Below are 14,963 nucleotides of genomic sequence, written 5' to 3'. Positions count from 1 at the left end.
TACCGATCATCGATCAGTCGGTCTTTTCCGTGAACTCACACAAATCTTCAATCAGGCAGGAGCCGCAGCGCGGTTTACGCGCCACGCAGGTGTAGCGACCGTGCAGAATCAGCCAGTGATGGCAGTCAACCTTAAAGTCGGCGGGCACCACTTTGAGCAGCTTCTGCTCCACTTCCTCAACGTTTTTACCCGGCGCAAAGCGGGTGCGATTGCTGACGCGGAAAATGTGGGTATCCACGGCAATGATGGGCCAGCCAAAGGCTGTATTGAGCACCACGTTGGCGGTTTTACGCCCGACGCCGGGCAGGGCTTCCAGTGCCGCGCGGTCTTCCGGCACCACACCGCCGTGCTGCTCCAGCAGGATGCGGCAGATTTTGATGACGTTTTCCGCTTTACTGTTAAACAGGCCAATGGTCTTGATGTACTCTTTAACGCCTTCCACGCCTAGCGCCAGCATTGCCGCTGGCGTATTGGCCACCGGATAAAGTCTGGCGGTGGCTTTATTGACGCTGACATCGGTTGCCTGTGCCGACAGCAGCACAGCGATCAGCAGCTCAAACGGTGAGCTGAAATTCAGTTCGGTGGTCGGATGGGGATTGGCGTCACGCAGCCGCGTGAGGATCTGCAGGCGTTTATCCTTATTCACACAGCATTCCCGGTTTCGCCCTGCGGCGCGGCAGCAGAAGCGTCCAGCTGACGTGCGGCGCGCTGCTTCATTTTTTGATCGATCAGGTATTTGCCGGCCAGCAGCATGCCGAGGCCGATAAACGCACCCGGCGGCAGCATCGCCAGCAGCATCGGTGAATCAAAATGTACCACTTCAATGCGCAGCGCTTTAGCCCATGGCCCCAGCAGCTGGTCAGCGCCATTGAACAGCGTGCCGTTACCGATCAGTTCACGAATCGAACCCAGCGTCACCATCGTGCAGGTTGCGCCCATGCCGATGGCAAAGCCATCTAGCGCGGAGAGGGGAATACTGCTTTTCGACGCCACCGCTTCCGCACGTCCCACCACAATGCAGTTGGTGACGATCAGCGGGATAAAGATGCCCAGCGACTGATACAGGCCATAGGCATAGGCGTTGATCAGCATCTGCACGCAGCTCACCACCGAGGCGATGATCATCACGTAGATAGGAATACGAATTTCACCCGGCACCCAGCGGCGCGAAGCGGAAATCGCACTGTTGGTGATGGTCAGTACCAGCGTGGTCGCCAGTCCAAGGTCCAGTGCGTTAGTGGCGGTTGAGGTCACCGCCAGCAGCGGACAGAGCCCCAGCAGCTGCACCAGCGCCGAGTTGTTCTTCCACAGTCCGCCAATCAGTAAATTTTTCGCTTCACTCATGGTGCATCTCCACATTCAGGCAGCGAAGCGAGCTTCGCTGGCAGCGTTTCAATCAGTAGCGCCGTGCGTTTGGTGGCGTTGACCACCGCGCGCGGCGTGATGGTAGCGCCGGTAAACTGGTCAAATTCGCCACCGTCTTTTTTCACGGCAAAGGCTTTATCGTCGGCACCGTGCACCACTTTGCCGTTAAAACTGTTGATCCAGTCGGAAATTCGCAGCTCAATTTTATCACCCAGACCCGGCGTCTCATGATGTTCAACCACGCGCACGCCCAGCACTTTGCCGTGGAAATCGGCGCCGACCAGCATCTGTATCGCGCCAGAATAGCCGTCGGGGGCTGTGGTCTCAAGTGCGGCGGCCACCGGTTGATCCCCTTTGCGCGCCACATACAGATGATGCGGTTTGTCGTTGCCGAGCGCGCGGGCATCAGTCACCAGCAGACACTCCTGCTGAATATTGTTGTCGTACAAATCGGTTGGCACTACCTGGTCGAGCAGGTTTTTCTGCTGCAGCGCGGTCTGGTGATCGACCGTAGGTTTGGTGACATAGTTGACCACCGCCGTCACGCCGGTGGTGATTACGGCAAACATGCCCAGCGTGAACGCGTTTTTACGAATGGTTTCGATCATCATCAATCCCTGCGATGTCCATACACGCGCGGCTGCGTGTAGTAGTCAATCAGCGGCACGCAGATGTTGGCGAGCAGCACCGCGAAGGCGACGCCATCCGGATAGCCACCGAAGCTGCGAATCAGCCACACCAGCAGGCCAATCAGCGCACCGTAATTCAGCCGGCCACGGTTGGTGGTGGAGGCGGTGACCGGATCGGTGGCAATAAAGAACGCACCGAGCATGGTCGCCCCGGAGAACAGATGCACCAGCGGCGAGTTCAGCGACTGCGGCGCGAACAGCCAGCCGAGCGTGGCGCACAGCGCCAGCGACAGCAGGAAGCTGAACGGGATATGCCAGCGAATGGCGTTCTTCGCCAGCAGCAGCATGCCGCCGAGCAGATAGCCGAGATTGACCCATTGCCAGCCGAGGCCGGCCAGCACGCCGCTGTAAATCGGCTGGGCCAGCAGCTGTTCGGCGCTGTGCCCGGCGCGCAGGCCGGTTTTAAAGGTATCCAGCGGCGTGGCCTGGCTCACGCCATCCACACCCAGCTGCAACTGCTGCATGGTGTCACCGGCCAGTGTGTGGCCGGTAAAAATCATACTGAGTGAGTCCATCAGGCTAAGTTTGATGGCCTGCAGTACATCCGGCGGCAGCCAGCTGGTCATCTGCACCGGGAAGGAGATCAGCAGTACCACATAACCGACCATGGCCGGATTGAACGGGTTTTGGCCGAGGCCGCCGTACAGTTGCTTGGCGATAACCACGGCAAATACGGTACCGAACACCACCAGCCACCACGGCGCCAGCGGCGGCAGGCTGATGCCCAGCAGCAGCGCCGTCAGCAGGGCAGAGTTATCCGCCAGCGTCGGCACTACCGGCGCGTGACGCAGGCGCAGAATCACGCCCTCGGTAATCCATGCGGTAGCGACCGCCAGCAGCACCTGAATCAGGAAACCGATGCCGAAGAAATACCACTGTGCCGCCATGCCGGGCAGCGCGGCCAGCACCACCAGCAGCATGATGTTACCGGTGCTGCGGCAGTTATGGGTATAAGGCGAACTTGCAATACGAAAAGCCATTTAGTCCTCAGTCGTCGAAGGCTGCTGCTGCGCTTTACGCGCTTTGGCACGGGCGACCGCTGCGGCAATCGCCGCTTTGCGTGGGTCGGCGGAGTCAGGAGAGGCAGCGGCCTCCACTTCAGAAGATGCGGCGGGTACGTCATCTGTCTGCTGCGCTGCGGCCGCGGCTTTCTTCGCTTTGGCGCGCGCAATAGCCGCTTCGACCGCCGCTTTGCGCGGATCGCTTTCCGCGGACGTTGTGTCAGCGGCTGGCTGTGCCGGCGCGGCCACTTTTTTCGCTTTGGCACGCGCAATGGCGGCTTCCACGGCGGCCTTGCGCGAGTCAATGGCCTGGCGGCTTAGCGGTTCGGTTTCAGCCTGCTTCTCGGCCTGCTGCGCCAGCGCCTGGGCATGGCGCGCTTCGCGTTCTGCCGCTTCCTGCTCAGGCGTCTTCGCCTGACACGCTTTCACGCGCCCGGTTGCCGCTTCCAGCTCGGCTTGATCGCTGCGCGCAATCCGCTGTTTGGCCTGCTCGTGGCGCGCTTCCCGCGCCAGTTTTTCCCGCTCAAGGCGTGCCTGACGCGCTTCAAAGCGTGCTTTGGCTTCGGCGGTGCGCTTGGCTTCCAGATCGATGGCGCGCAGTTCGGCTTTTTCCTGGCGGTAATACTGCACCAGCGGAATATTACTGGGACAGACATACGCACAGGCACCGCACTCAATGCAGTCATCAATGTGATGGGCACGCGCTTTGTCATGATCGCTACCCAGGCTGTACCAGTACAGCTGCTGCGGCAGCAGTTTTGCCGGACAGACGTCAGCGCAGGCGCTGCAGCGAATGCAGGACTGTTCTTCCTGCGGTTGCCCCATCTCGCTGGCCGACGGTGCCAGAATACAGTTGGTGATCTTCACTACCGGCACGTTGAGGGACGGCAGGGTAAAGCCCATCAGCGGCCCGCCCATGATCACCATCTGGCGCGCGCCCGGCGTGAAACCGACCTGTTGCAGCAGATGGCTTACCGGGGTACCGAGACGGCCCCAGACATTACGCGGCCGGGCAATGGCCTCGCCGGTCAGCGTCATCACGCGCTCCGTAATCGGTTCGCCATCGACAATGGCGCGCTTCACCGCCCAGGCGGTGCCGACGTTCTGCATCAGCACGCCAATGTCAGTAGAGCGTCCGCCGTGCGGCACTTCCCGCCCGCTGAGAATTTTGGTCAGCTGTTTGGCACCACCGGAAGGGTATTTGGTTGGGATCACCCGCAGCTGCAGCTCGCGGTCACCCGCCAGCGCCTGTTTCAGCGCGGCAATCGCCTCCGGCTTATTGTCTTCAATGCCAATCAGCACGCGCTCCGCCTGCAGCACCCAGGCAAGGATGCGGCAGCCTTCCAGCACTTCCGCTGCACAATCCTGCATCAGGCGATCGTCCGCCGTGATGTAAGGTTCGCATTCGGCGGCGTTGATGATCAGCGTGTTGACTCCGCGCAGCCCGCCGCGCAGTTTGGTGGCGGTCGGGAAGCCCGCGCCGCCAAGGCCTGCAATACCGGCATCGTGGATGCGTTTCACTACCGCGTCCCGACCCAGAGCTCGATAGTCCGGCTGCGGATCGAGCGGCATCCAGCGGTCTTCGCCATCGGCGCGCAGGAATACGCACAGCTCGGACAGGCCGGAAGGGTGCGCCGTCATGTGTGGCGCGATGGCTTCAATGGTGCCGGAAGTGGGCGCGTGCACTGGCAGCATCCTGCCGCTGCCAAAGGTCAGCGGCTGGCCGCGCAGCACCTTATCACCCGGCGCCACACAGATTTCGCCTTCGTGGCCAATATGCTGTTTCAACGGAATAATGAACTGTTCAGGCAGCGGGAGCTGGCTGAGCGGCGTGCCGCTGGACTGGGTTTTCATTTCCGGCGGGTGAATCCCGCCTGCGAAATCCCACAGCTTCTCTTTGCGCAGCAGCGATAACAGATTAAGCATGATGTTCTACCGGGATCACCCGTACAGGTATGGTGTCGAGATCCCACTTCCAGTTGGCCGTGGTGGTGGCAACCGGACGCATCTCAATACAGTCGGTGGGACAGAGCGCGACGCACAGGTCGCAGCCGGTGCAGACATCGCTCAGCACGGTATGCATGGCGCGCGTCGCGCCAACAATGGCGTCAACCGGGCAAGCCTGAATACATTTGGTGCAGCCAATGCAGTTGGCTTCGTCAATCCACGCCACGGTGCGAACCGGTGTCAGCACTTCCGCGCCGCCGTCCAGCGGCTGCGGTTCAACGTTGAGCAGTTCGGCCAGCTTCAGCATGGTCTGTTCGCCGCCCGGCGCACATTTGTTAATGGCTTCACCGTTATTGCCTACAGCATCGCCGTAAGGACGGCAGCCGGGATAGCCACACTGACCGCACTGGCTCTGCGGCAGAATCGCATCGATCTGCTCAACAATCGGGTCTTTTTCTACTTCAAAGCGGCGCGAGGCGTAGCCCAGCAGGGCACCAAACACCAGTGCCAGCGCCGCCAGAACAGCAATAGCAATCCAAATCGCGGTCATATCAGAATTTCACCAGACCGGTAAAGCCCATGAACGCCAGCGCCATCAGGCCAGCGGTAATCAGGGCAATAGAGTTTCCTTTGAACGGTGCCGGCACGTTGGCCAGCACCAGACGTTCACGCATGCCAGCGAACAGCACCATCACCAGCGAAAAGCCGAGTGACGCACTAAAGCCGTACAGCGCCGCCTGCAGGAAAGTGTGGTTGAGGTTGACGCTCAGCAGCGGCACGCCCAGCACCGCGCAGTTGGTGGTGATCAGCGGCAAAAAGATACCGAGCAGGCGATACAGCGACGGGCTGGTTTTACGCACCACCATTTCGGTGAACTGCACCACCACCGCAATCACCAGGATATAGGCCATGGTACGCAGGTACACCAGATCGAGCGGCAGCAGAATCAGGTGATTCACCAGCCAGGCGCAAATCGACGCCAGAGTAATGACGAACGTGGTGGCAAGTCCCATGCCAATGGCCGTTTCCAGTTTTTTTGACACGCCCATAAAAGGGCAAAGGCCGAGGAATTTGACCAACACGAAGTTGTTCACCAGCACGGTGCCAATAAAGAGCAGTAAGTAATCGGTCATTTTTTAACCTGGGAAGCCGAAAGGCGTTTATTATCCGGAATTGAGAGGTGCATCTCAACCTTTGTGCGATTCGTGCGCTGGCTGAGAGCACTCAGAATTAAATTCCTGACGAAAAGTACGTCATCAGGGCTGAATAAAGGCCTGTTTTACCCGCTGCGAGCGTTTGAAGTAGGGCACAAAGACTGCCGCCGAGAGCAGGGCCAGCAGCAGTGTCTGGATAGCTTTCCCATCGGCCACCGGCGTAAAAGCGAAGGTTTTCAGCGCCAGCAATACGGTAATCAGCAGCCAGAGATGTAGTGACGTGGCAGACGGCGCGATCGCTGACAAAAGATCCAGCACACCCAGATGCTGTACAGCCACACCGAGGCGGCGGTGAGTAAAGACACCAGCCACTGCGTCATTAAAATACTGGCGTGAGAAAACAGCGTGTTGCGCAGTTCAGTGTCAAACAGCGGCCGCAGATAGAGCGCCACCACCAGTGCGCTGGTCAGCATCGTCATAATCAGCCAGGCCAGCGGCAGCAGCAGCCAGCCGGCAATACGCGGCGGGTTTACCGATTCGGACATGTTATTCATCCTGATGTAAGCAAAAAAGACGAGGCAGAGCGTACCATGTCCAAACGGGTCACGCCCGATTCGGACAGCGCAATAGGGGCAGAAACAGAGATAAGCGCGCTTTACACCACGTAGCGCCAGACGGACTTCGGCACACAGCCGAGGTCATACAGACGGCCACCTGAGGCGAGTTCAGCACGGCGGTGATCGGCGGCGCGGTACATATTGATGATCTCGTTATCATCAGTGAGCGAATAATTGAGGTGATCGTAGAGTTTTTCCAGACTCTCAAGATTATTCACTTTACGAAATTTCAGCAGGTAATCGAGCGCAGTCATGATTGCCATAAAAATAAAGAACGGGGAAGTGCTCAAGTATAGGGAGCACGCGGTCAGAGTCCAGACACCGTGGTTAAAAAAATTCAAAATTCAGACAACGGGCGCTAATTCGCTCATCAAAAGGGACTTTTTTACGCTTTTATCTTTTTTAACGCGCATTTTTCTGCGCGTCAGGCGCGTTTTCGGCCCCGTTAGCCGGGGGCTGGTGAGAAAATTTAACAGGCGTCTTAACCCGTATTTGAGACGCTATTTTTACCACTTTCAGGTCGCTTATTTTGACGCGCAGCAGGCGCTAAAAAGCGATTTATCTGTAACGGGTGACGCACAAGGGGGCAGCTGTGATGAAACGTCAAATTGCAAGTGTGCGAACTATCACAAAACAGAACATTGCCTGCTGCCCGCATGAATAACCATTCTTTACGTGTCCGTTGTAATCGTTTCCAGTGCCTGCCGTCATAACCGCTTCTGTTTATTACAGTTATTTAACCTCCGCTGCCATAAAGTCAGGTATTTTGTCCATACGACGCCCCCCCTCTGGCAGGCTGATACGCGTAACCCCTTTAATTCATTCTGTTTTGTGAGGTGTGTCGCGCTTGTTTTAGCGCAATTGCGCCAGGCTTGAAGCGCGTTTGTACCCCTACAGCACACTCCCTTCAGAGGAATGAAAATTATGTGGAAACGTTTACTCTTGACCACCATGGTCAGCGCTGCACTCAGCACATCGGTTCTGGCTGCCGACATGACGGCGGGCTTCTCGCAGGTCGGTTCTGAATCCGGCTGGCGTTCAGCCGAAACCAACGTGGCAGAATAGTGAAGCGCAAAAACGCGGTATCACCCTGAAAATTGCCGATGGTCAGCAGAAGCAGGAGAACCAGATCAAAGCGGTGCGCTCGTTTATCGCTCAGGGCATTGACGCCATCTTCATCGGGCCAGTGGTGCAAACCGGCTGGGAACCGGTGCTGGAAGAGGCCAAAGACGCCAAAATCCCGGTGTTCCTGCTGGATCGCGCCATCGTGGTGAAAGATAAATCGCTGTACATGGCGGTGGTGACGGCCGACAACGTGCTGGAAGGCAAACTGATTGGTGACTGGCTGGTGAAAACCGTCGGTGACAAGCAGTGTAACGTGGTGGAACTGCAGGGCACCGTCGGTGCCAGCGTGGCGATCGACCGTAAGAAAGGCTTTGCCGAAGCCATCGCCGGCCACAACAACATCAAAGTGATTCGCTCGCAGTCCGGTGACTTTACCCGTAGTAAGGGTAAAGAGGTGATGGAGAGCTTCATCAAAGCGGAGAACAACGGCAAAAACATCTGCATGGTGTATGCGTACAACGACGACATGGCGATCGGTGCCATCCAGGCGATTAAAGAAGCCGGCCTGAAACCGGGGGGCTATGTCGGTGGCGGATAACCTCTACATTGGCCGCGAGCCTCGCCGCTTCGGCATGATCGATCGCAAGCGACGTGGGTGCCCACACCGAGATCATTTGGCTGATTGAATCCCTGTGCGCCGACGGACTGGCGCTGCTGGTCATCTCCTCTGAACTGGAAGAGCTTCTGGGCTATGCCGATCGCGTGCTGATCATGCGCGATCTGAAGCAGGTCGCCGAAACTCCGCTGGAGCAGCTGTCGGTGGCGTCGATCGTCAACTCCATCGCGGACGGAGGAGCACAACATGCTTGAATCGCCTATGACACACGAAAAACCGGAACGGCGGAAGCCGAAGCTGCCGCCGGGCATGCCGCAGATCGTCGCGCTGATTCTGGTGCTGCTGATCGACAGCCTGGTGGCAAATAACTTTTTTGCTATTCACATTCAGGATGGCCGGCTGTTCGGCAGCCCGATTGACATTCTCAACCGCGCCGCACCGGTCGCGCTGCTGGCGATTGGTATGACGCTGGTGATCGCCACCGGCGGGATCGATCTGTCGGTGGGCGCGGTGATGGCGATAGCCGGTGCGACGGCGGCGACGCTGACGGTGGCGGGGCACAGCCTGAGTTTTATTATTCTGGCCACGCTCGGTACCGGGCTGCTGTGCGGCTTGTGGAACGGCGTGCTGGTGGCCCTGCTGAAGATTCAGCCGTTTGTCGCCACGCTGATTCTGATGGTGGCCGGGCGCGGCATCGCGCAGCTGATCACCCAGGGACAAATCGTCACCTTTAACAGTGACAGCCTCGCGTGGTTTGGCAGCGGTTCGCTGTGGCTGCTGCCGGTACCGGTGTGGATTACCCTGCTGATGGCCGTGGCGGTGTGGCTGCTGACGCGCAAAACCGCGCTTGGCCTGTTCATCGAAGCTGTAGGCATCAACCTGCGCGCGGCGCGCAATGCCGGGGTGACCGGCTGGCTGGTGGTGATGTCCACCTATGCCATCAGCGGCGTATGTGCGGCGGTAGCCGGGCTATGTCGATCCGCTGCTGGCCTTTGCATTGATTCTGGCGGCAGGCGCACTGTTCGGCGCCATGATGGGCTGGCTGATTGATGCATTAAAAATCCCGGCCTTTATCATCACGCTCGCCGGGATGTTTTTCCTGCGCGGCTGCAGCTATCTGGTGTCGGAGAACTCGATTCCTATCGATCATCCGCTGTATACCACGCTGGCGACACTGGCAGGCATCGTATTTTCCATTTACACCTCTGCCGGCTACGCGCTGGCCGGGCTGGGCGTCGAGCTGGATGCCATTGCTTCGGTGGTGATTGGCGGCACGCTGCTGTCGGGTGGCGTCGGTACGGTGCTGGGTACGCTGTTCGGGGGGCTGATTCAGGGGTTGATTCAGACATGGATTAACTTCGACGGCACGCTGAGTTCGTGGTGGACCAAAATCGCCATCGGTATCCTGCTGTTTGCCTTCATCGCGCTGCAGCGTCTGCTGACGGTGATGTGGGACCGCCAGCAGAACGCGCCGGTTAAGCGTTTAACGTCGTCGTCGTGAGTGGCCTGCGAGTGTTGAGAGGTGCGCAAATTGGCGCAACTTTTTTTTGGTGCTCAGAGTCGTGGATGTTTGGTGGGGTTTGCAGTTTTAGCGCTCAGAGTCGTGAATGTTTGGTGGGGCTGCTGTAAATCGGGTGCCCGGCCCCACAAAGGCCAGCCCGATCGCAAAGAAACCCCGCATCCATGCCGATCGGCCGCGCCATCCCTGGCGCGGACGCTTTGCGCTTCGGGCTGGCCGTTATGGGGCAGTTAAGTTGTTCATCGCGGTCATTTATGCGCTGCGCGGCGTTTAAATCTGACCACTCGCAGCACACGAATATAAAGGAAACAAAGGCGGGCAGTGGCGTAAAGCGTACGCCGCAGGGATGCGGCGGCCGAGGCTACAGGGAGGTATTCACGCCGGCTTTACGTAACGCCCACCTTTGTTGATTGGCGCGCACGTTTTTAGCCATAAAAAAAGCCGCGACACACTCGCGGCTTACTTCAACATCTCAGGCTATTAACGTTTCAGGCGGTAATACGCGTCGTTCCAGCGCTGCGCATCTTTGAATGCCGGCAGGCGCGTCTCGTCATCAATCACTAGCACTTCAATGCCGTGCAGTTCGCCGTACAGGTACATATCCTCAACATCCAGCGCCTGGCTGAACACCGTATGGTGCGCGCCGCCCGCCAGGATCCACGCTTCAGAAGCGGTGGCCAGCGACGGCTGCGCGCGCCACAGCGCACGTGCCACCGGCAGCTTCGGCAGCGCCTGCGGCTGTTCAATGGTATCGACCACGTTGACCAGCAGACGGAAGCGGTCGCCCATGTCGATTACGTTGGCGTTCACCGCGCGACCCGCCGGCGTAGAGAAAATCAGACGCGCCGGATCGGCTTTACCGCCAATGCCGAGGAACTGCACATCGATCAGCGGCTTCTCCTCTTTGGCGATCGACGGGCACACTTCCAGCATGTGCGAGCCCAGCACCAGCTCGTTGCCCGGCGCGAAGTTGTAGGTGTAATCCTCCATAAACGAGGTGCCGCCTGCGCGCTTACCGGCCTACACTTTCAGGATGTGCAGCAGCGCGGCGGTTTTCCAGTCGCCTTCACCGGCGAAACCGTAGCCCTGAGCCATCAGGCGCTGTACCGCCAGACCGGGCAGCTGCGTCATACCGTGCAGCGTCTGGAAATTGGTGGTAAAGGCTTTGCAGCCTTCGCCATCGAGGAAGCGCTTCAGGCCCAGCTCGATACGCGCGGCATCCAGCACATTCTGCCGCTTATCGCCGTTTACAGACGCCGCTGCGCTGAACAGATACTGGCTCTCGTATTCGTCGACCAGCGCGTTGACATCACCGTCGCTGACGCTGTTCACCACCTCAACCAGATCGCCGACGCCCCAGCCGTTAACCGCATAGCCAAACTGAATCTGCGCTGCCACTTTATCGCCTTCGGTGACCGCCACTTCGCGCATATTGTCACCGAAGCGCGCCACTTTCAGCTGCTGGCTGGCCTGCTTCGCCAGGGCGGCATTGACCCAGCGTGCGATACGCTGCTGGCTGGTTTTATCCTGCCAGTGACCGGTCACCACGCTGTGCTGCAGACCCATGCGCGCGCCAATGAAGCCGAACTCACGGCCGCCGTGCGCGGTCTGGTTCAGGTTCATAAAGTCCATGTCCATGCTGTCCCACGGAATTCACCAGCGTGTACGGCTGTGCGCCCGCACCAACCGCGCCCATGTGGCAGTCAAAGGCGCCACCGGACAGCACCACCTGTTCTGACAGGCCGAGGCGCTTGCGCCCATTCGCCGGACAGCGTGCCGACCGGCACATCGGCGGTAAAGGTATCGCTGAACAGCGGCGAATCGAGCTGTTCCACCAGCATGGGATCGAGCGCGCGAAAGAACGCCGCCGGCGGTAAACCCTGCCACTCCGAATGCCACAATGATTTGTGCCCGGCGGCACAGCGTCCGCGCCGCAGTTCGGCCGGTGCGGTGGTGCCGCTCAGCAGTGCGGGCACCCAGTCGCACAGCTCTACCCACGAAACCGCCGCCTCACGCACCGCGGCATCGGCACGCGACACGTGCAAAATTTTGGCCCAGAACCATTCGGAGGAGTAAACGCCGCCGATGTAGCGGGTATAGTCGGTGAACTGGCCGCTGCGGCACAGGCGGTTGATCTCTTCGGCTTCTTCTATGGCGGTGTGATCTTTCCACAGCACAAACATAGCGTTGGGATTGCTGGCGAATTCCGGACGCAGCGCGAGGACGTTACCGTCGCGATCAATGGGGGCCGGCGTCGAGCCGGTAGAATCGACGCCAATGCCCACCACCGCGGCGCGCTGTGCCGGGGTTAACGCCTGCACCACGCTGACGATCGCCTGTTCCAGCGCATCAATATAATAGCGATAAAACACCATTGTGCCGGAGAGCATCATGCATAAATTCACTAAAGCACTGGCGGCCGCAGGCCTCGCCGCGCTTATGTCACAATCCGCTATCGCCGAGACCATGAAGCTCGGTTTTCTCGTCAAACAGCCGGAGGAACCCTGGTTCCAGACCGAGTGGAAATTCGCCGATAAGGCCGGCAAAGATCTCGGCTTTGAAGTGATTAAAATTGCCGTGCCGGACGGTGAAAAAACCCTGAACGCTATCGATAGCCTGGCGGCGAGCGGCGCCAAAGGCTTTGTCATTTGTACCCCGGATCCCAAGCTGGGCTCGGCCATCGTCGGCAAAGCACGCAGCTATGACCTGAAAGTGATTGCCGTGGATGACCAGTTTGTCACCGCCAAAGGCAAGCCGATGGATACCGTACCGCTGGTGATGATGGCGGCGACCAAAATCGGCGAGCGTCAGGGGCAGGAGCTGTACAAAGAGATGCAGAAACGCGGCTGGGATGTGAAGCAAACCGCCGTGATGGCGATTACTGCTAACGAACTGGATACCGCGCGCCGCCGCACCGGTGGCTCGATGGCAGCGCTGAAAGCGGCCGGCTTCCCGGAGAAACAGATTTATCAGGTGCCGACCAAATCTAACGATATCCCGGGCGCGTTTGACGCCGGTAACTCGCTGCTGGTGCAGCATCCGGAAGTGAAGCACTGGCTGATTGTCGGCATGAACGATAACACCGTGCTGGGCGGCGTGCGCGCCACCGAAGGCCAGGGCTTCAAGGCACCGGACGTGATTGGTATCGGCATCAACGGGGTGGACGCGGTAAGCGAGCTGTCGAAGGGCGCGCCAACCGGCTTCTACGGTTCTTTGCTGCCAAGCCCGGACGTGCACGGCTATAAGAGCAGCGAAATGCTCTACAAGTGGGTGACCAAAGGTCAGGAGCCAGCGAAATTCACCGAAGTGACCGACGTGGTGCTGATCACCCGCGACAATTTCAAAACCGAGCTGGCGAAGAAAGGGCTGATGTAAGTCGGTTTTAAGCCGTCCTCAATGTGATGTTAATTAACAGGCAGCCAACGCCGCTACGATGCGAAGTATGGAGGCTCAGAGGAGTTCCCATGAACACGGATCCAGCTTTTCTGTTATTTCATGGCATCAGCAAAACCTTCCCTGGCGTGAAAGCGCTGCAGGATATCTCTTTTCAGTGCCGTGCCGGGGAAGTGCACGCGCTGATGGGAGAAAACGGCGCGGGCAAATCCACGCTGCTGAAAATCCTCAGCGGCAGCTATCAGCCCAGCGGCGGCGAAATCCGCATCAAAGGCGCAGCGAAAAGCTTCAGCAATACCGTTGATGCGCTGGATGCCGGCGTGGCGATCATTTACCAGGAGCTGCATCTGGTACCGGAAATGAGCGTGGCGGAGAACATCTATCTTGGCCAGCTGCCGCACAAGCGCGGGCTGGTTAACCGCAAGCTGCTGCGCTACGAAGCTGGTCTGCAGCTGAAAAATCTCGGCATGGATATCGACCCCGACATGCCGCTGAAATACCTGTCGCTCGGCCAGTGGCAGATGGTTGAAATCGCCAAAACGCTGGCGCGTAACGCGCGCATCATCGCCTTTGATGAGCCGACCAGTTCGATGTCGGCGCGCGAAATTGAGCATCTGTTCCGCGTGATTCGCCAGCTGCGCGAGCAGGGCCGGGTGGTGCTGTACGTTTCGCATCGCATGGAAGAAATTTTCGCGCTAAGCGATGCCATTACCGTGTTTAAGGATGGGCGCTACGTGCGCACCTTCACGGATATGGCCAATACCCACCATGACGATCTGGTGGAGGCGATGGTCGGACGCAACCTTGGAGATATCTATGGCTACGCGCCACGTGAGCTGGGCCCCGTACGTCTGCAGCTGGACAAGGTGGAAGCGAAAGGCGTGCGGATGCCGATATCGCTGACGGTGCGCGCCGGAGAAATTGTCGGTCTGTTTGGACTGGTCGGTGCCGGCCGCAGCGAACTGATGAAAGGGCTGTTTGGTGCCACCCGCCTGCGCGCGGGCACGGTCACGCTGGACGGTAAGCAGCTCAACATCCGCGAACCGATTGATGCCATCCGCGCCGGCATCATGCTGTGCCCGGAAGATCGCAAAGCCGAAGGCATCATCCCGGTGCACTCGGTGCGCGAGAACATCAATATCAGCGCGCGCCGCCACAACCTGAATGCCGGCTGTCTGATCAAGCCGGGCTGGGAAGCGAAAAACGCGGACCATCACATTCGCTCGCTGAACATCAAAACGCCGGGCGCGCATCAGCTGATCATGAATCTGTCCGGTGGCAACCAGCAGAAGGCGATTCTGGGCCGCTGGCTGTCGGAGGAGATGAACGTGATCCTGCTCGACGAACCGACGCGCGGCATTGATGTCGGCGCCAAACATGAAATCTATAACCTGATTTATCAGCTGGCGAACAAAGGGATCGCGGTGCTGTTTGCCTCCAGCGATCTGCCCGAAGTGATGGGACTGGCCGACCGCATCGTGGTGATGCGCAAAGGTGAGATTGCCGGTGAACTGCCCCACGACGCCGCCACGGAGCAGCTGACGCTGAGCCTGGCCATGCCGAAAACCACTCAAGCGGCCGCCGTGGCCTGAGGTAA

Annotated in this window: 11 protein-coding genes and 7 pseudogenes; 7 read left to right on the top strand and 11 right to left on the bottom strand. The window is 59.0% G+C overall.

The annotated features are described in order from the left end of the window. Window positions 1–13 precede the first annotated feature (13 nt). From nth to ydgT, 9 genes and pseudogenes are all read right to left on the bottom strand, one after another. Window positions 14–646, bottom strand: coding sequence for an endonuclease III (gene nth / locus AC6I8M_RS08215; RefSeq protein WP_010618956.1), 633 nt, complete (start codon window positions 644–646; stop codon window positions 14–16). Beyond that, complete coding sequence (locus AC6I8M_RS08210) at window positions 643–1,344, bottom strand: electron transport complex subunit E (protein ID WP_058948709.1); 702 nt, start codon at window positions 1,342–1,344, stop codon at window positions 643–645. Before AC6I8M_RS08210 ends, nth begins: the two co-directional genes overlap by 4 nt. Next, window positions 1,341–1,973 carry an electron transport complex subunit RsxG gene (gene rsxG, locus AC6I8M_RS08205; protein WP_010618955.1) on the bottom strand — a complete coding sequence of 211 codons (633 nt, stop codon included), beginning with the start codon at window positions 1,971–1,973 and terminating at the stop codon, window positions 1,341–1,343. The genes AC6I8M_RS08210 and rsxG overlap by 4 nt, the downstream gene beginning before the upstream one ends. A gap of 2 nt (window positions 1,974–1,975) precedes the next feature. Continuing rightward, window positions 1,976–3,034 (bottom strand): electron transport complex subunit RsxD, encoded by a 1,059-nt coding sequence (rsxD, locus tag AC6I8M_RS08200; RefSeq protein WP_010618954.1) that lies wholly within the window; start codon window positions 3,032–3,034, stop codon window positions 1,976–1,978. Beyond that, window positions 3,035–4,981: an electron transport complex subunit RsxC gene (gene rsxC, locus AC6I8M_RS08195; protein ID WP_010618953.1), complete on the bottom strand. Its 1,947-nt coding sequence runs from the start codon at window positions 4,979–4,981 to the stop codon at window positions 3,035–3,037. It lies immediately after the preceding gene. Further along, window positions 4,974–5,552: an electron transport complex subunit RsxB gene (gene rsxB, locus AC6I8M_RS08190; RefSeq protein WP_010618952.1), complete on the bottom strand. Its 579-nt coding sequence runs from the start codon at window positions 5,550–5,552 to the stop codon at window positions 4,974–4,976. Before rsxB ends, rsxC begins: the two co-directional genes overlap by 8 nt. Before the next feature lies 1 nt (window position 5,553). Further along, window positions 5,554–6,135: an electron transport complex subunit RsxA gene (rsxA, locus tag AC6I8M_RS08185; RefSeq protein ID WP_010618951.1), complete on the bottom strand. Its 582-nt coding sequence runs from the start codon at window positions 6,133–6,135 to the stop codon at window positions 5,554–5,556. A gap of 123 nt (window positions 6,136–6,258) precedes the next feature. Continuing rightward, a pseudogene (locus AC6I8M_RS08180) lies at window positions 6,259–6,701 on the bottom strand (DUF2569 domain-containing protein). Window positions 6,702–6,811: 110 nt separating this feature from the next. Then, window positions 6,812–7,027, bottom strand: coding sequence for a transcription modulator YdgT (ydgT, locus tag AC6I8M_RS08175; protein WP_010618950.1), 216 nt, complete (start codon window positions 7,025–7,027; stop codon window positions 6,812–6,814). On the opposite strand from ydgT, the gene AC6I8M_RS08170 reads away from it, so the two are divergent. From AC6I8M_RS08170 to AC6I8M_RS08150, 5 genes and pseudogenes are all read left to right on the top strand, one after another. Continuing rightward, window positions 7,026–7,433: a hypothetical protein gene (locus AC6I8M_RS08170; protein WP_058948708.1), complete on the top strand. Its 408-nt coding sequence runs from the start codon at window positions 7,026–7,028 to the stop codon at window positions 7,431–7,433. The genes ydgT and AC6I8M_RS08170 overlap by 2 nt on opposite strands. A 264-nt stretch (window positions 7,434–7,697) precedes the next feature. Beyond that, a pseudogene (locus AC6I8M_RS08165) lies at window positions 7,698–8,415 on the top strand (ABC transporter substrate-binding protein); the annotation flags it as partial. 71 nt (window positions 8,416–8,486) lie between these two features. After that, a pseudogene (locus AC6I8M_RS08160) lies at window positions 8,487–8,708 on the top strand (sugar ABC transporter ATP-binding protein); the annotation flags it as partial. Beyond that, window positions 8,701–9,438: pseudogene (locus AC6I8M_RS08155) on the top strand (ABC transporter permease); the annotation flags it as partial. The pseudogenes AC6I8M_RS08160 and AC6I8M_RS08155, both read left to right, overlap by 8 nt. Then, a pseudogene (locus tag AC6I8M_RS08150) lies at window positions 9,425–9,955 on the top strand (ABC transporter permease subunit); the annotation flags it as partial. The pseudogenes AC6I8M_RS08155 and AC6I8M_RS08150, both read left to right, overlap by 14 nt. Window positions 9,956–10,453: 498 nt before the next feature. Here the strand turns inward: AC6I8M_RS08150 and araA are convergent. Then, window positions 10,454–11,626: pseudogene (araA, locus tag AC6I8M_RS08145) on the bottom strand (L-arabinose isomerase); the annotation flags it as partial. Beyond that, window positions 11,616–12,330: pseudogene (locus AC6I8M_RS08140) on the bottom strand (ribulokinase); the annotation flags it as partial. The pseudogenes araA and AC6I8M_RS08140, both read right to left, overlap by 11 nt. 34 nt (window positions 12,331–12,364) lie before the next feature. Between AC6I8M_RS08140 and AC6I8M_RS08135 the strand changes: the two are divergent. Together AC6I8M_RS08135 and araG are read left to right on the top strand one after the other, a co-directional pair. Continuing rightward, window positions 12,365–13,348 (top strand): arabinose ABC transporter substrate-binding protein, encoded by a 984-nt coding sequence (locus AC6I8M_RS08135; RefSeq protein WP_010618944.1) that lies wholly within the window; start codon window positions 12,365–12,367, stop codon window positions 13,346–13,348. Between the two features lie 89 nt (window positions 13,349–13,437). Then, window positions 13,438–14,958 carry an L-arabinose ABC transporter ATP-binding protein AraG gene (gene araG / locus AC6I8M_RS08130; RefSeq protein ID WP_498013759.1) on the top strand — a complete coding sequence of 507 codons (1,521 nt, stop codon included), beginning with the start codon at window positions 13,438–13,440 and terminating at the stop codon, window positions 14,956–14,958. Window positions 14,959–14,963: the final 5 nt, after the last annotated feature.

It is taken from the genome of Type-A symbiont of Plautia stali, from assembly GCF_059731155.1.
This window is presented reverse-complemented; position numbering and strand designations above follow the sequence as displayed.